This window comes from Gammaproteobacteria bacterium (assembly GCA_041395725.1).
Taxonomy (GTDB): Bacteria; Pseudomonadota; Gammaproteobacteria; order Pseudomonadales; family Pseudohongiellaceae; genus NORP240.
In genome coordinates, this window is sequence record JAWKZW010000001.1 from 793,654 (window position 1) to 811,437 (window position 17,784).

Annotated in this window: 15 protein-coding genes; 12 read left to right on the forward strand and 3 right to left on the reverse strand. The window is 51.3% G+C overall.

Going from position 1 to position 17,784, the window contains the following annotated elements:
• The first annotated feature begins 621 nt into the window (after nt 1–621).
• Together R3F50_03535 and R3F50_03540 are read left to right on the forward strand one after the other, a co-directional pair.
• Nucleotides 622–2,037, forward strand: coding sequence for an erythromycin esterase family protein (locus R3F50_03535; protein ID MEZ5489374.1), 1,416 nt, complete (start codon nt 622–624; stop codon nt 2,035–2,037).
• A gap of 100 nt (nt 2,038–2,137) precedes the next feature.
• Nucleotides 2,138–2,986, forward strand: a complete 849-nt coding sequence (locus tag R3F50_03540) for an HAD hydrolase family protein (protein ID MEZ5489375.1) — start codon at nt 2,138–2,140, stop codon at nt 2,984–2,986.
• A 644-nt stretch (nt 2,987–3,630) separates the two neighbouring features.
• On the opposite strand, the gene R3F50_03545 is transcribed toward R3F50_03540, so the two are convergent.
• Both R3F50_03545 and R3F50_03550 read right to left on the reverse strand, forming a co-directional pair.
• Nucleotides 3,631–4,791: a helix-turn-helix domain-containing protein gene (locus R3F50_03545; GenBank protein MEZ5489376.1), complete on the reverse strand. Its 1,161-nt coding sequence runs from the start codon at nt 4,789–4,791 to the stop codon at nt 3,631–3,633.
• A 101-nt stretch (nt 4,792–4,892) separates the two neighbouring features.
• A complete protein-coding gene (locus R3F50_03550) occupies nt 4,893–5,864 on the reverse strand; it encodes a hypothetical protein (GenBank protein ID MEZ5489377.1) in 972 nt (323 codons plus the stop codon).
• 434 nt (nt 5,865–6,298) lie between these two features.
• On the opposite strand from R3F50_03550, the gene R3F50_03555 reads away from it, so the two are divergent.
• The 10 genes from R3F50_03555 (at nt 6,299) to R3F50_03600 (ending at nt 15,784) form a co-directional block, all read left to right on the forward strand.
• Nucleotides 6,299–6,706: a hypothetical protein gene (locus R3F50_03555; protein MEZ5489378.1), complete on the forward strand. Its 408-nt coding sequence runs from the start codon at nt 6,299–6,301 to the stop codon at nt 6,704–6,706.
• A gap of 301 nt (nt 6,707–7,007) precedes the next feature.
• The gene (locus R3F50_03560; protein ID MEZ5489379.1) at nt 7,008–8,096 is read left to right on the forward strand and encodes a serine hydrolase domain-containing protein; all 1,089 of its coding nucleotides are present in this window, start codon (nt 7,008–7,010) and stop codon (nt 8,094–8,096) included.
• A gap of 194 nt (nt 8,097–8,290) precedes the next feature.
• The gene (locus R3F50_03565) at nt 8,291–8,749 is read left to right on the forward strand and encodes a GNAT family N-acetyltransferase (protein ID MEZ5489380.1); all 459 of its coding nucleotides are present in this window, start codon (nt 8,291–8,293) and stop codon (nt 8,747–8,749) included.
• 108 nt (nt 8,750–8,857) lie between these two features.
• Complete coding sequence (locus R3F50_03570; GenBank protein MEZ5489381.1) at nt 8,858–9,529, forward strand: class I SAM-dependent methyltransferase; 672 nt, start codon at nt 8,858–8,860, stop codon at nt 9,527–9,529.
• A 146-nt stretch (nt 9,530–9,675) separates the two neighbouring features.
• Entirely contained in the window at nt 9,676–10,275 is a 600-nt protein-coding gene (locus R3F50_03575) for a LysE family translocator (protein MEZ5489382.1), read from the forward strand.
• Nucleotides 10,276–10,469: 194 nt separating this feature from the next.
• Nucleotides 10,470–11,033 carry a GNAT family N-acetyltransferase gene (locus R3F50_03580; GenBank protein MEZ5489383.1) on the forward strand — a complete coding sequence of 188 codons (564 nt, stop codon included), beginning with the start codon at nt 10,470–10,472 and terminating at the stop codon, nt 11,031–11,033.
• Between the two features lie 36 nt (nt 11,034–11,069).
• On the forward strand, nt 11,070–11,738 hold the full coding sequence (locus R3F50_03585; protein ID MEZ5489384.1) for an HAD family hydrolase: 669 nt from the start codon (nt 11,070–11,072) through the stop codon (nt 11,736–11,738).
• 241 nt (nt 11,739–11,979) lie between these two features.
• Nucleotides 11,980–12,792, forward strand: a complete 813-nt coding sequence (locus R3F50_03590) for a GNAT family N-acetyltransferase (protein MEZ5489385.1) — start codon at nt 11,980–11,982, stop codon at nt 12,790–12,792.
• Between the two features lie 430 nt (nt 12,793–13,222).
• Nucleotides 13,223–15,073, forward strand: coding sequence for a gamma-glutamyltransferase family protein (locus tag R3F50_03595; GenBank protein ID MEZ5489386.1), 1,851 nt, complete (start codon nt 13,223–13,225; stop codon nt 15,071–15,073).
• Nucleotides 15,074–15,274: 201 nt separating this feature from the next.
• Complete coding sequence (locus R3F50_03600; GenBank protein ID MEZ5489387.1) at nt 15,275–15,784, forward strand: DUF3237 domain-containing protein; 510 nt, start codon at nt 15,275–15,277, stop codon at nt 15,782–15,784.
• 253 nt (nt 15,785–16,037) lie between these two features.
• Here the strand turns inward: R3F50_03600 and R3F50_03605 are convergent, their stop codons facing one another.
• The gene (locus R3F50_03605; protein ID MEZ5489388.1) at nt 16,038–17,756 is read right to left on the reverse strand and encodes a hypothetical protein; all 1,719 of its coding nucleotides are present in this window, start codon (nt 17,754–17,756) and stop codon (nt 16,038–16,040) included.
• Nucleotides 17,757–17,784 lie beyond the last annotated feature (28 nt).

Genomic DNA, 17,784 nt, shown 5'->3' on the forward strand with positions numbered 1-17,784 from the left:
ATTTGGTCAAACGGAAGTGTGGCAATTGAGTCCACATTGTGGAGCTCAGGTGCTGTCTACATCTCAAAGAATTCGGGGGGTCGAAATGGCTATATTATGACCAGCGATCTAGGTGTGATTGACCTATCCGGAGGTACCTCAGGTTCAGGGTACACATTTCTTGGAAATCATCGTGGAATCCCTATACTCATTTCTATCTTTGATACACCAGACCCAGGGCGAAATGGATACTATGCTGTCCTTTCAAAGCACACGACGATAATAGGCAGTCCCCAAGCCGCCCAATACCATGGAGTTTGTGTAAACACCGCGTGAGTATTTTGCTAATAATCAAATCAAAAAGCCTGGACTGCGACCAGCCCCTATTACTAAAAGCGTTAATGTCCGCTTCGAAGCCGCGAGCAGAAGTAGGTCAAAAAATATCGTACTTCCGTTTTTAAACCCCAAGCGGAAGTTAGGGATTCCAAGCTCTTGGCACGCTTTCCTGGGCAGACCCTGTGGATTTACCAGAATTTCAGTGGGATACTGTCTTTCGGAAATTAGAAATGAGGACCCCTTCCGCGTCTTTACGAAAGCCCGCCTCGACATATAAGTGTTAGGTAGCACAAGATAATCACTGCCATGAGTCAATTTAACAAAAATACGAGACATCGAACCAAGCGCTCTAGCTTATTAGATGCATTTTTCACTAGCTTATTGCTTGTTGTCGGGCTGGGCGCTGCTGCTCAGGAGCAACATATTCAAAAGGCGGATATTTCAGCATGGTTGAATCAGTATGCCTTAGAATTTTCACAAAGCGACCTATCTGGCAGCACTGAAGACCTTTTTCCTCTGATAGAGATGGTAGGAGATGCGCGCATCCTGGCCATTAGTGAGAGCATCCACGCAGCGAAAGAGCCGATGCTATTTCGAAATCGTGTATTTAAGTTTTTAGTTGAAGAACTTGGATTTGACGCGATAGCGATAGAGTCCGGCGTCGTCGAAAGCCAACTAGTAGATAATTACGTCACAGGGAGCGATGGCGATCCTGAGTTTCCTTTTGAGTCGGGGATTTCAAACGGATTTGATCAGTTTCAGCAGAACCAAGAGCTCATATACTGGATGGAACAATACAATAGAGGTCTACCTGCAGATTCCAACAAACTTCGTTTTTTCGGAATCGACGTGTCTGGCAGTCCCTATCACAGTCCAGCAGCTAGGAACCCCGACACAGCAATTCGAACAGCGCTTAAGTTTCTGGAGAATGTGGATTCTGTATCCGCTGCCAAGTTTAGTGCCCGCTTCGAGCCCTATCTGCCCGTGTTGGCCGAAATTTTCGCTTACGGATCACTCACGTACGCTGAGCGAAATGAACTGACGGCTTCAATAGAGGAATTAGTATCGCTTTTTCAACGTCGTCGCTTTCAATATATCTCAGCAAGTAATAAAGATGATTATGAGTGGGGCGCCCATGCAGCTGTTGCCGCCAGTCAGGCAGATGCGTGGTTTCGTGAAATTCCTATAGGGTGGGAATCGTCCAACGGTTTCGAGTGGAACATCGAAGCCCAGGAGATTCGCGACCGTATCATGTTTGACAACTTGGAATGGATTCTGGAGCAGCTTGGTGGTGATAGTCGTTTGGTTGTCTTTGCATCGGTGGCGCACATCACATCGTCCCCATGGTACCTCACTTCAGGAGGCACTGATGACGGCGCAGCTCCATTTGGGAGATATGCTCGGGATAAATACGGCGATGACTGGATCAGTATACTTAGCCTGACGCAAAGCGGTGAAATAGACATCTGCGCCATGCCCGCTATCGAGCGCTTAACACAAAAACTTGCCCCACCGCCAGACGGGGCGGTAGAAGACATGTTTGCCTTGGAGGCCAAACCAAATTACATAGTCGATCTGAGAGCTGCGCCCGCTGCTGTGAACTCATGGTTACGACAGGAACAAGATCACTGGAACGGATTTGGAAGTTACGCGTTTCCAACAATTCCCTCGTTTGACTTGGCCTATTTCCTGAGTACTGTTTCGCCGGATTGTGCTCAATAAGGGTCGTCGATTTATCAAGTAATTACTCGCGCGCCGAACTGCGGCTACTCTGTAGCTGTTTTTAAACTATGATAGATCGCATCTCAAGCCCCAGAAATTTATGACCCTCTACATCTCAGACCTTGATGGCACGTTGTTGAACAGCCGAGCAGAGTTATCCGATGTCAGCAGAGATTTGTTGAGAGAGATGCTTGGAGATGGATTGCTATTTACAGTTGCCAGTGCCAGGAGTGTAAGCTCGATTAGGCAAATGTTAGAAGGGCTTGCACTGAATCTTCCAGTGATCGAGTTCAACGGTGCATTTATCTCGGATCTCGAGTCAGGCCGTCACCAGATTGTCAACGCGATTGATCCTGTCATCACACCAGAACTCTTTCAGCTAATGTCACAAAATGGTTGTGTGCCATACATATCGACGTTCAACGGCGTAGAAGACTGCTTGTACTATCCTGACCCAACGAATCTTGGAATGCGATGGTACTATCAGGACAGGAAGTCTAACGCCGATCCAAGGCTTCGGAAATCAGAGAATATTTCAGCCTCGCTGAAAGAACATGTGGTTTGTTTCACAGCCATCGGAGAGCAGCATAAACTCGCTGAATTAGCAGGGAGAATATCCGAAATATACGGCAATCAGTTAGAACTACACTTGATCGAGAATCATTACTCGCCGGGGTGGTATTGGCTAACTGCTCACGACTATCGTGCGACTAAAGATCAGGCTATCCAAGAACTGCGGGGCGCATTCGGACTCGGTGAAAAAGAGCTGATTGTCTTTGGTGATCAGATTAATGATCTAAAGATGTTTGAGATAGCGAAGGAAGCTGTGGCAGTTAAGAACGCCGTACCCGATTTGAAAAAGCGTGCGACGAGAGTAATAGGTCACAATGATCATGACAGTGTTGCAAAGTATATTTATGAACACCGGCGGAACTCTGGCCGGGCTTAGGTATATCCATCCCGCCAAGCGACCATTGATCGACCTGGATTCGATAAAGTAGTCGAAGCAGTGCACTAGATTCTTAGAACACACACTCCAGAAACTGCGTTAAATGATGCAGTTTCTGGAGTGTGCACAGTCAACCTATAGGTTGGTGTCGGTTCTGCAAGACTATGTCAAAAAACGCGCAAATTGGATCATTTTCACAGGTGGCGCATGATCTAAAGGAACCCTCCCAAGACATGCAGAAACTTCGATGCGATTGAATGCTCGGTGCGTTGGGAAGCCAAAGACTAGCCGCAATTACTGAAACGGCAAGCACAGTCAGCATAGGGGCCAGCAATCGTTCAGTGCAGTTCCGCCTCAAACTGCCTCAGTATTGCCCCAGTGATGTAACGTGGGTTAATTGCCTGTATAGCTCGAGCGGTATCCATTGCGTCTTGCCTCGTCAACTTTCGCGCCTGCACAAGATTGATCATCAGTCGCAGCCCCCAGATCGAAGTCACACCATCCTGCTTACATGCTCGATGCAGAGGTTTTTCGTTGGTGACGCATGTCCAGCGACTTTCTCGTGCCAGCAACAGGCAGACGCGATCCTCAAAGGATAACGGACCACGCTTTTCGGCGGCGGCCACCAGTTCCACGCCGCAATCCTATGCCACCCAGGTGGCTGCGAGTGCCCGCATTTGTTCTAACTGCAGGCCGAGGATTTCCGCGCCGCGGGAAAGCGAGATGATGTCCTGCTCCACCGCCCTGCGCACCAGTCGTGACAGCCTGTCCTCACGGAAATCATGCGATTCCATACCTGCCGGCTCGACTCCAGACGGCCTTGCTCCAAGGGTATCCTTGTAAACCTCCTCGGTGATTCCTTGTGGCTCGTCGTGCTTAAGCAGTGAGCGGCTCTTCTGCTCTCGGTAGGTTTGATTGAACAGTTTCCAGACCTCGTAACGTCTGTCATCTGGAAGCCTCTCGGCGACTCGATAGAGTACAGTGCGCCAACTGACTCGGAATACCCTCTTGACCTTCAGCACCCTGTCTACAAGTGGCAGACCGGCGGCGTCCTCCCACTCGCGGAGGAATGCCTCTTCTGGCATGAGAAAATGTGAGGCGAACTTATCGGCTTCCTTCTCCTGCGCCTCGTCCTCTTGTTCCTGGGTGACATCATAGGCGGAGAGATGCAGCAACAGGTGAGCCAACTCGTGGGCGGCGCTGAAAATCCAGGTCTCCACAGGCAGGCGTTCCCAAGTGTTGACGATGATCGCCGGACCGCCGTTGTCCTCGGCAACCGACAATCCCATGAAAGCATCGTTGGCCACATGGATGGAATAAACTTTAATGCCGCGGGACTCCAGCAAGCCACAAATGTCGTGCACGGGCTCGCGCACACCGAGGCCGAATTGATCGCGCACCAGTGCCGCCATTTCCGGGATACGCTTGCGCCGCTTGCGGGCAATTTCCTGCCATAGAGGCTTGAGGCTGTGTTCATGGCATTCTCTGGTCAACGCTTCCAATTCAGCGAAATCCCGCAGCCAGCGTGACACGTCCGCCAACACCTGATCACGGCTTTTGAGCCGTTTCAGAGAACGAAAGCGAACGTTGTGTAGAATCTCAACCGGCAAGAGTAGCTCTTTAAGCGGCACTTCGAGTGCCCGGGACAGGCTCTTCAGGGTGTCGGTACGCGGCGCCGCGCGACCCTTCTCCAGATTCCGGTAGGCAGCCCGTGAAACACCGGCGGCGCTGGCGACTTGCTCCTGAGTCAGGCCACGGTTTCTTCTCAGTCGTAGTAAGTTGGTGGCAAGTATGTAATCGCTCAATTTTTTGCCCTCAATCGATACTACGCATTATATCTCTTTTTTTAGATATGGCTAGTTATGGGCGGCACCATCCTCCGATTTTGCCTAGGCAGAAACTCCTGCTAGTTTTGAACCCTGAAAGGAGAATACGGCGCCCCTCTATTTGGCGGTTCTCCCAACCTGATCAACCTGAATTTCAGCTGATAGCTCCCCTCTCCCGTCTGCAACACGTTGAAGTTGCCGACCAGCTCAACATCCGGCTCCGGCGAATATGTCCAGTCGCCATTGGCAGAAATGTCGCCGACAGACTCGGTATCAAGCACCCAACCCTGCTCGGTAATCTGATCGGCGATGTGTTGATAAACCTCTGCGATCGGCCAGTCGACATTCAGATCGTACTCCGTCTCCAGGGAATTGCTGGAAGACGAGCTCGAACCGCCGCTGCCAAATGCGATGAATCTTGGTGAATCATCCTCGGGAACGACCATGCGAGGCAGGTAACGGCGAAGGTTGGTTGCGCCTCTGTTGCGCATGTTCTGCATCATGGTATAGCTCTGAGTCTGTTCATCGATCCGCTGCTCGCAGGTCTGAGGTTGTGTACTCGCTGGCTGACCAAAGCTGAACTGGGCGTTCCCGAGGCTGACAAACGTGCTGTCGTCGGTTCTCGAAGCCGAGAGCGACACGGTGCCTATATCGTCCCTACACAATATCGTGGGCCGTTCTATCTGACGGGGAGAAACAAACCCGCGGTCCATGTCCTCGGCGCCCATCAAGGGAAAGGGAATGAAACCCTGCCGAATGAGCTCTGCTTCCAGGGATCGGCTGGCAGCGTCGGTTTCCATGCTGGTCTTCATTATCACCCGCTGGGAAACTCCCTGGTCCACACTGCCAAGGACCTCGATGCCGGATGGTAGATCAAACGCGGGAAATCCGTCGGGAATGTCGGAATAAATCCTTACCTCGTTGAAGCCGGGATTACCCAGCAGCACTTTGACCAGCTCCAGTGGTACCGCTTCGTCGTATTCCGTGGCACCAAAAACGCTGACCACAAGACTCAACAGGAAAGTACCCAGAACGACGTTGGAAAAATGCATAACTCACCTCCGCTATTGTTGTTGGCGAATCGATGTTGCGGTGTCGTAATTCACATGACGAAACCCACGACTTTAGCGGCTGGTAAGGCGTCCGTAAAGCCTCGAATACCGCATTTTCCGCTTATCCTCAGAGGGGCCTAGCATCAATATCTCTTGAAGCCCCACTGTTCGGACTACAAATCGCTGTCTTGCTCTTCCTAGGGTCAGAAGCGGTTATGCCAGCTTTGCCAATCAACCTTGGCAAGAACACCTCGGAATGCCGAGACCAGAAACAGCCATATAAACTAATTGTTGCTTTACCACCCTATACAAACCCAAACTTGGAATGGAATCAAAGTTGGGTTGATGGATTCGAGGGAGGATTAGGTGTTTCTTACGGGACAACAGAACCCTTTCGCTATTTTGAACTAGAAAGCCCATAGGAAGAGCAATAGATGCGTAAACACCCAATTTTCTTTTTTCTTGCTACTTTGTTGTTAGGATCTTGTAATGACCAATCCTCCGATGTAATTGAGGACCCGATTGGCGTTTTGGATCTACTATCCAACAGTGCAACGTATGAAGGAAATGTAATCGAAGTACTTGGTTGCTTGTCGAGTCGTTTGGCGATCAGTGGAATAGAGCACTCAGGCTATATTCTATACGGTTGTGGTAGTGAAATCGGCATAGATAATTTCATTATTTTGAATTTTGAGTCAATCCCAGCAGGGCTTGAATTGAGCTCCCTTATAAATGAGGAACTAATTATACAGGGCTTTTTTAGTGATACTGAAGTAGCGGGTGTTGGCCAGCCAGTCGTTGCTTCTTTTCTTGAATTCGCAAAGATTAGTGCGATTAAATGACTATTGACGGTACCGACAAGTCAACATGTTGATTTGCAGCAAAACTTGGTGCGCCACGAGGCGCTTATTTGCTAGTAGTTGAAAGTACTGCACAGAAAGCGGCGACCCGCCGCATCTGTTATCGAATCTTGAGCGGTTACTCCTCTATCATGTAAGCCGACGTTCAAGGGTGGCCCGAAGACCGGCAGCAAATAAACCCAAAGCTGACATTCGGGTTTGACGGGCTACGCTTCGTTTACTAGGTGGAAACCCCTCGACATTGATGGGATACTACCTCCATCTTCAAATCACCGAGTTCATCATGAGTAAATCATCTCGAGTGTTTACAAATATCTGGGTTTTGTTCGCCTTGCAAGCTTCAACGGCATTCGCGCAGCCTATATCTCAATTCGATATCGACTCCTACCTGGACAATGAAATTCCAGACTTAATGTCTTACTACTCTCTACCTGGATTGGCGCTCGCTGTTTTTGGTTTTGGTGAAGATACTATAGTCAGGACTTACGGGATAAGACAGACAAGCACTCGACAGCCGATGACTTCTTCTACGATTCTTCAAGCTGCATCTATCAGTAAAGCTATGTTCGCTGTCACCGTGTTGAAGTTAGTTGAGAAGGGCGTGCTGGATCTGGATGTTCCACTAGCCCAATACAGCGAATACGAAACTATTGCAGCCGATAGCCGAAGTGAACTAATTACTGCCCGCATGGTGCTTAGTCACACATCTGGACTTCCCAATGCTCTGCCGAGTGGTGTCCAGCCATCTATCGGTTTTCAGCCTGGGTCCAGATTTAGCTATTCAGGCTGGGGCTTTCGCTATTTGCAGCAGGTTGTCGAAACACTCACTGGCAAAAGTCTCAATCTTATTATGGAGGAAGAGCTGTGGGGCCCTTTGGATATGAATCACTCCAGTTATATCTGGCGAGATGAGTTTGCCTTCAATGCCGCTGATGGACATCGAGCCGATCAAACCCTTGGGCGCGAAATTAGACGGTTGGAAAGAGAATACGCGGAAGGTGGGGTGGTGACTACTATTGACGATCTCGCCAAGTTCGGTGAACACGTGTTGGCTCAAATTACATCAGGAAAAGAGCTCTACATTTCCATGGTGGAACCCCAAGTCGACATTAGGGATTATGGCGAGGGCAAAAGAATGTCCTGGTCTCTTGGTTGGGGTGTCGAAGAAACACCAGCAGGAGCGAGTATCTGGCACACCGGAGCAGCAGGCTATTTTCAAGCTTTTATAATGCTGGATCTGGATAGCGAAAAAGGATTTGCCATATTGGTTAACAGTGAAAACGGTCAGCAAATCAAACCCGATTTAGTTACGGATTTGCTAGGTATTAACCATCTCTCGACGGAATATTCGCCTAGCGCATTGTCGCGTTAGGGTATGAGTAATACTGGAGCAATCACTTTGTTATAAGATGGGGTCAAGCCTGTACTGCTAATTATTGAAACGCCTGCTTGAAGCCGGTTTCGGTAATAAAGGCAGCTTATCTCTACCTCCGCTATCATAAAAGCCGACATTCACGTGTGGCTCGGAGACCGGCAGCAAATAAACCCGAAGCAGTATTTTTCAGCATGATTGATTACGACTTGGACATATTTAATCAAACAGATCAGGCTGAACTGGAGGACTTGTTCAGAAAAGTCTGGGATGCACCGTTTCGACCAGAAGATTTACATTCCGATTTACGTAATATCCCGAACGTCTACCAGTCTGATAGAGGGAATTTCTGGATAATGCGTATTTCGGGAACGATCATCGGAACTGTCGCAATAAAAAACCTTGGTGAAAATATCGCTGAAGTTAAACGCCTCGCTGTTCATCCTGATTTCCGAGGGCAGCGGCTTGGCTCTGCACTTTTCCAACACTCATTAGACTATGCGAGAAAGAAAGGATTCAAGGCTGTACGGCTAGATTCAATTCGAAATCCTGGCCCAGCGATGTATCTTTACGAAAACCACGGATTTGTTGAAATTCCCAGATACAATGACAATCCTAATGCCAATATTTTCATGGGACTCACAATGAGTTAGGTCGAGACTAACGTAGTGCGCGATTCACAGTACAGTTTTCATGCTGATCGTTGGGGTAGTTCATTGTTCGCGTCTTTGTGGGTGGACGCCTGGGGAAACCAGTACCCCGTGGCAGTAGCGCCATTTAGTAGTTGTACACATCGACTACTACAACAACTTGATCAAGGTTTGGTCTTGAGTCCAAGTAAAGTACTTGTTGACCTTGGGTGCGGCACAGGAGGAGCGGGATTGTGGCTGGCCAAAAAAAAGGGAGTCAAGCTCATCGGTATTGACCAGTGTAGAGATGCTATTTCGATAGCCACTGATCGTGTTGTTGAATGGGAGCTAACTGAACCAGCCGCATTCTCTGTTGGGGACTTTAGTGAGACTGGGTTAGCGTCCGCAGTTGCGGATGCGGTAATTAGTATTGACGCACTTCCCGCTACTCAAGACATCCAAATTGCTTTATCTGAGGTTCGGCGAATTCTGAAGCCAAAAGGAGCCTTCGTTTTTACAGCTAGAGAACTTGGCCCAAATAGCCGACATTACAAAGATTTGGGATTCCACTGGAGTAAAGGACTTGAGCAGATGGGCTTTGACATTGTCAGCATATCAGAGCGTCCCGAGGTTTCCAGTTTGTGGCGAAACTTGTATGATCAATGGTTAAAAAATGAGTCTGGTTTGCGTCGGGAACTCCAAGAAGCAACGGTCGATGCTCTGATTGAAGAGGCACAAAGGGGTATACCAAAAATGAATGATGAACGACCTTGGTATTTGATCAAGGCAGCTTCAGGTGCCTAACAAAATCGTCAAGTCGCCATTTGGCGACGGACGGCTACTTCGTAACTGCAGTTCTCGGCGATTGGAATGTCGGTTATGAAGCCGCAAGCAGGCTCCACTACGTGACAAACTGTCGTGTGTAAATTGACCAAGAAACAGCTCAATTCATGATAGAAGCAATATCTACACTGATAACTACTACCTTTCTTCTGCTGGGTTCGCCAGGGCCGGCACCTCTTGCACTGGCTGCGACAGGTGCTAGTCACGGATTTCGTAATGGAGTGCCCTTTCTAGCAGGCATACTTTCCGGATTAGCGGTAGCCATAATTGGAGCAATCGCGGGATTAGCAACACTATTTGCAAACTTTCCAGACCTTCGCTTTACTGTCCAGATTGTCGGTGGTGCTTACATTTGCTTCATAGCGTTTAAGATCGCGACTGCGCCAACAATCAATGGTGATTCCGATTCAATACCTAATGCACCAAGTTTCGCTGGCGGGTTTATCTTGAATCTACTGAATCCAAAGGCCTATGCAGCATTTTTTGCCATTTTTTCTGGCTTTCTTCTCCCGCTGGCGGAAATTACACTCAGCTTTCTAGCAACAGGCATCATTTGTTTTCTGGTGGCGGTTATTGTTGATATTCTGTGGCTATATTTTGGTGATCTATTAAGGCCGCTATTTCGAAAACCTCGAGAAGCACGAATATTACGTACTACATTCGCAATTCTCATGGTCGCAGCGGTATTTCTAGCTTTTGGTTATTAGCAGTACACCGATTTTTATGTCGGCTTTGAAGCCGATTTCGGTAATAGAGGCAGCCTAAGGCAACTTCCGCTGCCATGAGAGCCTACGTTCCAGGGATGCAGGGAGACCGGCAGCAAATTAACCCTTAGCTGCTGTATAAAACAACTCAGCGGACATAAACATAGTTCGACACCAATGAAGTATGTTTTTAAACGATGCTAATTAGAGACTACGAAGTATCAGATGAACAGCAATGGCTGAGATGCCGGGTGTTGGCATTTTTGGACTCAGCATACTTTGATGATGTAAGGACAGCAAAAGAAATATATCCCGGAGAGTCCATTGAACTTGTAGCTTTGTCTGGTGATACGATTTCGGGACTATTGGATATTGAGCGAGCCGAATCCAAAGGAGAAGTTTTCGGCAATGTGTGGCACATAGCTACGCACCCTGAATATCGAAGGCAAGGGGTAGCTTCTCAGTTACTCTCAGAGGGAAAGGAGCGAGCTAGAAAACTCGGCATTGCGAGGCTAGAAGCTTGGACACGTGACGATGAATTCGTAAATGGTTGGTATCTAAGTCAGGGTTTTCAGAAGGTTTCTGCCTATTTTCATATTTACCCAACAGCCAAGGAAATCAAAGAGACAGGGATAATTACATCAGTCAAGCGTGATGCGACCCCTATGACGGCATTTCTTAACTACATGGGCAATGATGTGTCATTCTTGAACAAATTCTCTAGGGTTCATGAATGTAGGAGATACGACCTTGTTCTCTAATGAGTTCAAGCCACTCGTTTCAACTTTATCTAAATCATGATCTTCTTCGACATAGATGGAACGCTTTTAGACCACAAAAAAGCTGAGAGACTTGCGGCAATTAGCTTCAAGAATCAGGTTGATGTCTTCGGTGATCTATCAGCCGATGACTTTGCCGAGAGGTGGCACCACCTAGCTGAAAAGCACATTTCTATTTACCTCGACGGGCATGTGTCGTTCAAAGAGCAAAGGAGAGCCAGATTACGAGAATTATTCGACTCCGACATTGAAGATCAGGAGTGTGATTTACTCTTCAATGATTACCTAATTCACTACGAAGAAAATTGGTTATTGTTCCCAGACGTACTCGACTGTATCAAGGAATTAGAGGGATACCAGCTGGGAATAATTAGTAACGGAGATTCTTATCAACAGCGAAGAAAGTTAGAGAAACTTGGACTCCTTGGATTCTTTTCCCAGGTTGTAATTTCTAGCGAAGTGGGAATATCGAAGCCGGATCAAGGTATTTTTCAATATGCCTGTAAGTCTATCAGCAAGTTACCACCAGAGTGCTTCTACGTGGGAGACAATTATGTTTTGGACGCTGAGGGTAGCCGTAATTCTGGAATGAATGGGATCTGGCTAAATCGCGCCAAGGGTGGTCGACAAAGTGCTGGCACTACAATTGATTCACTCAGTGAGCTAAAGGATAACCTGACAAGGTAACGGGTAAGATGAGGAGATGTGTTGCCCACTACTCAATGTTGAGAGTCTGCTTTGAAGCCGGCAGCGGCCCTTCCCGGGGATAGGGACTAGAACGGTTAATGAACCAAAAGCGGAATTTGGGCTGTTGAGTATGTACGGAATAAAATGATCGTGAAGTATATTTACGAAGGACGGAATTCCAATTGAGTCTTTCCAACCCAATCAATCCATAGCCGTCGTGCAGAATATGGAACAGGACTAAATGCAAATACGAAAACTGAAGTCGACGGAAAGCCTCAACGAACTGAAGACTCAATACATGCGGCAAACAACTGCACCGTTAGACGGCATGTGGTTGGTCGGATTCGTGCCAATTGCGGCTCACTTTGGACTTTATGAAGGTGATGAGCTAGTTGGTTTCTTCTGTGTTAATGACGAAGGCTATTTGTTGCAGTTCTTCTTGCACCAGAAATGCCACGACCAGTATCCACAATTGTTTGAATCGATCTTCTCCGAAAACGGCTCACCAGCAGGCGAGATCAAGGGTGCGTTTGTCAGCACCGCTGAACCACGCTATTTGTCCCTCTGCCTCGATCAGTTCTCGAAGTTCGAAGTGAATGCGCTGATGTACCAACATTCCGGGCACATCAGCGCCCAGCCACAAGAACGTACCTTCGCGATGCCCAGGATTGAGACTATGCAACTATCGCAGGCTATTGAGTTTGCGGTGGCCAGTATCGAAGCCCCTCGCGAATGGCTAAATGGGTATTACACCAACCTGATCAATCGTCACGAGTTGTTTGGGGTATGGGAGAACGGGCGGTTGGTTGCAACAGGGGAAAGCCGGCGCTTTGACGATTACCAGACCGAATACGCAGACTTGGGTGTGATTGTCGCAGAATCTGAACGGGGCAAAGGAACCGCCACTCAAGTGCTAAGACAGCTCGTTGAGATGAACGAGGCCGACGGACTGAAACCGATTTGTTCGACAGAGAAGACAAATGTCGCCGCCCAGAAAGCGATCACCCGCGCGGGGTTCTTATCGATCAATCGAATTATTCGATTCGATACTTAACCGTTTCTTTCCAGTATGGTATCGGCTCTATGACCGCTTGAAGCCGACCTGAGTCATTTCTCGGGACGGGTATCCTCCATAGTGACCGACCGTTCTTAGGAGAAAAGCGGACACTGTGTGTCAGATCGAGTCTGATCAGGCATAGACATATTTGTTAACACCGAGCGACTTTGTCGCACTACTGCATATCAAAGACTGCTACGTATCAAAGAACCTCTGCCCAAATACCGTGACACGCTGGCCGCCAGGCAGACTCACTGGCGAAGCACCTGGCCGTCGGCCTGTCAGGGCGCGGCACCCAGACCAGTGGGCCCGCCCGGAAGCCCCGGAGGGGGAATCTGCCGGTCCGGCTCTTTACCTGATCTGTCAAACCTGTAATATCAGCCAGAACAGCCACAACGAATCAATGACCACCATCAGGAATCCAACGATGCATCACGCCAACCCAACAGCCTCTCAGTCAGGCCCGGGCCGATTATCCAGCCTGCTGCTGACAACAGTTCTGTGCCTGCCAGTCGTCGCTGCTGCGCAATCCGCCAACCCTTTCGGAATCCCCAGTGCAGAAAGCCCCAACCCGGCGGCCTCGATCGTTGCCGCGCCGGGATCCCGGGGCCAGGGCTGGTTGGGTCAGGGACGCTCCGAAGTCATCGCCCGACACGGCATGGTGGCGACCAGTGATCCGCTGGCAGCCCAGGCCGGGCTGGAGATTCTGCAGAACGGTGGCAATGCCATCGATGCGGCCGTGGCAGCCGCCGCCGTTCTGGACGTTACATCTCAGAACGACACCGGGCTGGCAGGCGATCTGTTCGCGCTGGTCTGGAGCGCCCGGGATAAAAAACTGTATGCATTGAATTCAGCTGGCTGGGCCCCGGCCGGCTGGACGCCGGAGTTTTTCCGTGACGAGCTCGGCCTGTCCCGCGTGCCTGGTAACGGCGTCAATGCGGCCACGGTCCCCGGCGCGGTTTCCGGTTACGATGCTCTGCTGACGCGCTTCGGCACCCTGGGCTTCCAGGAAACCCTGGAACGAGCAGCCCGTCTCGCCGAAGAGGGCTGGGGGCAGGCTGAGCGCCGCCACAGTGACCTGACCAGCGTGCGGGAAAAATTACGTGGCGACCCTGACTCCGCCGCCGTGTTTCTGAATGACGGCGAAGTCCCGCCTCTCTACAGCGTGATTCGCAATCCAGGCCTGGCCGACGCCCTGCGGCTGCTGCAGGAACAGGGTCGGGAGGCGTTTTACTCCGGCCCCATTGCGGATGCCATTGTCGCCAAGGTACAGAGCGAGGGCGGTGTCATGACCCACGCAGACCTGGCAGAGTTTGAGTCGGAATGGGTCGATCCCATTACCACCAATTACCACGGCTACGATATTTTCCAGCTTCCACCTCCGGGACAGGGGTTTGCAGCGTTGGAAATGCTCAATATCCTGGAAGTCTGCGCACCGGTGCACGGTATCAATCTGGCGGATCTCGGCCCTTCCAACCCCGACTACTGGCATTTCATGGTAGAGGCCAAAAAACTCGCTTACTCGGATCTGCAGGCCTACAACGGCGATCCCAAGTTTTCCGAAGTCCCGCTGGATCAGCTGCTCTCAAAATCCTACGCGGGCTCGCTCTGCAACCGGATCGACATGAATCGCGCCTCAGAGCCTGCCATCACCGGCGGTCTCGACGGTGGCACCATCTACCTCACCACTGCAGATCGATGGGGAAACATGGTGTCCTTCATTCACAGTATTTTTTCCGTCTATGGCAGCGGTGCCACCATTCCTCCCTATGGCATGATTCTGCACAATCGGGGCGTGGCGTTCTCTCTGGATGAAAACCACCCCAATGTCGTGGCGCCACGAAAAAGGCCGTTTCACTCCATCATCGCAGGGTTCGTCATGCAGGACGGCGAACCTCTGATGACCTTCGGCAACATGGGCGGGTCCGTGCAACCGGAAACTCACGCCCAGCATATGGTCAACGTGATAGACCATGGCATGAACGTGCAGATGACCACCGACGCTGCCCGCTTTACTCACAGCCAGAACAGCAATGTATTATCGCTGGAACACGATCTCTACAGCCTGGTAGGCCCGGCCCTGCAGGCCAGGGGGCACGATGTGCGTGGTGTCGACGGCAGCCGTGTCGGAGGGTACCAGGGTATTCTTTTTACCCGCGACCCGACATTGCCGGCGCCAGAGTTTACCGAGCAGAGTATCACCGAGGATCACCCCGTAAACGGGGTCTACCGTGCCGGCTCAGATCACCGGAAAGATGGGCAGGCAGCAGGTTGGTAGTCGAGAGGCGCCGATAACGGGAGCCGGAGCTTTTGCAGGATGGAGAGCTGCAAAAAGCCTCGGCTGCCTGATTTTACTGCAGACACTGAGTCTGACATAAAGATGAAATACCTGTGGCCCGCCAAAAGTGCGGCAAAAGGCGGATCTTTTCCCGCTTCCGGCAATAAGGCCCACCGCGCTGATTAATCAAAGGAGTTAATAATGAGTAAAAAGCCAACCACCATGACCCGACGTGAGTTTGCCCGCGCCAGCGCCACCACCCTGGCCGCCGCGGCGGTACTCACCAGCCAGACGGCGTCGGCACAGCAGCCCCAGAGCGAACTGGAATCGGAATACCTGATGGAGTTGCTGCTGGACGGTGATCCCCAGATCGATACCGGCCACACCCGGATTGCACCGCTGTCAGGCGGCACCTTCGGCGGACCCAACCTGCGCGGCACGGTGCTGCCGGGTGGGGCCGACTGGATTACGCAGGTGTCCGGCCACAGCAGCCTTGACGTGCGTATCACCCTGCTGACCGAGGATGGCGAGCATATCTACATGACCTACAAGGGCATGGTGGTGCGCAACGACAGCGGGCTGTACTGGCGTGTGACCCCCACGTTCAATACCGCGTCAGAAAAATACGACTGGCTCAATCACATCGTAGCCGTCGGCAAAAACAAAAACGTAGAAGGCAAGATCGCCTACGATATCTGGCGCATACTTTAGGGGCCCTTGTTCGCCAGTACCGGACATCCTGAGTGACGGTCCTGCCAGAGTCAATCCAACCAGGGCCTTGGCCGATTCAAACCGGCGTCCGGAATCGTACCTTTCGGCCTGGCCGGCCTGAAATAAAAAAGCCCGGGTTCCGATCAGGAACCCGGGCTTTTTCGTGGCCAGCTGTTCAGCTTTGGCGTTAAGCACCTGGCTTTGGCGTTGACCGCGCAGCTTCGGTACTCACCGCCCGGTAAAGACGCAGCGGCTATTCACCACCCTCGTCTACATTGACCCACTGCATGGCACCGAAGAACATTTCGTCCCAGCTCTGCTGCCCCCAGGGCACGGACCTGGATGGATCCGGGTTATAGGGGTTCTGGGCTGAATTGTCGAAGGCCCCCACGGCCACCAGTTTAGTGCCGGCCGGCATCAGGCGCGGCTCCGCATAGGTGTAAGCCAGTTGCCAATTGTAGTTGTAGTTGGCAATGTTGATCAGTTCCTCGCGATTGCCATCCGGGTACTCGGCGTAAAAACGCATGTACTTGCCACGGAAATGCATGTGCGGCGTGAAGCTGCGCAGATAAGCATCTTTGCTCAGTGTCACGCTGGCTTCCTGGATAAACTCCGGGTCGTACGGCGTTATATTGGTCCAGGTCTGGGGGAAGATACAGGCACAGGCCCCGGACAGACGCTTCTCAGGTACTTCGCCTTCCGGGTAAAACCACAGACCGATTTCGCTGGCATCGACAGTCTCTTTACCGTTGGTGGTGTAATGTAACTGCAGCGCCAGCTGGGAGCCGGCCTTCAACAGGCCACCGGTATTTTCGGGCATCCATTCCGGCTCGGCACCGGGGATATAAGCGGTGATATTCGCTGCATCCGGGTCGCCGCCACCGAGAAAACCACGCCGGCGGTTAGCGGCGTCCGGCGGAATCAGGTTGTTCAGAGTATGGTGCAGCACGGTGCGATCGCCTGCCACGTACTGACTGCCCCGCACCCAGTAATCCCTGTCCGTTTCGATCGGCACGACCACATTGATGTAGTCCAGCACGCCCGTGGCGGGAATCGACTGGGGTGGCACCTTGATAATGTAATCAGGCTCACCGAACGCCCACTTGCTCTCGGACCAGGTCAACTCGGCCAGCGGGTCGACGTCTCCGTCTTTCGGGGCGCCGGCATCGATCCAGTGCAGCAGCTTCTGCTGATCGGATTCAGCCACCAGCATCGAGTTGATAAATTCGCCGATATGGCCGTCGATCTGGCCTGGGGGCATACGCTTGGTCATCAACACTTCACGGATCATCGGCGACCAGCCCTGCACCATGGCGTGGCTGTTCAATGCGAACGGTGCAATTCCACCCTCGCGGTGGCAGGAAGCACAGTTATCGGCAATGATCGGAGCAATATCGCTTTCATAAGACGGCACTTGCTGCGCGTGGGCGGCCCGCGCCGCGTAAGTTACCGAATCACCGGTCATGGCCACCTGGGCAGCGGGTACCGCGTCGCCGGCGATGAGGGCATCCAGAGCCTGTTCCAGATCGGTGCCCAGCGGACCGCGAAATTCGACAGTGAATGCTTTGGGGTTATAGACGAACACCTCGCCGGTCTTATCGATGCCCAGCGCTTCGGAAACGTACTGGGTGTCATCCATCAGCACGGGAATGTCTATGCCGCGCTGCGCCAGTTGTTCGGCTACTTGAGTGCGATTGAGTCTTCCCATTGGATTGATCATGAAAAACTCGATGCCACGCTCCTGGTAGCTTTTCTTCAGCGCCGCAAAGCCTTCGAGTGCGGCGGCGCTCGCGTCACTGCCAGTGGCCTGCACCAGCAGAGCGATTGCGGCATGATCGTCGTACCAGCTCATCTGGTGGAAATAGCCTTCCTGATCCAGCAGAGAGAAATCTCCAACTCGATCGGCGGCCGTTCCCAGAGCTGGCATCAGGGCCGACGCCAGCAGCAGGGTTTTAAGGAAAGGTCTTGCCATGTTCATTGCTCCTTTAAATTAGGAAACC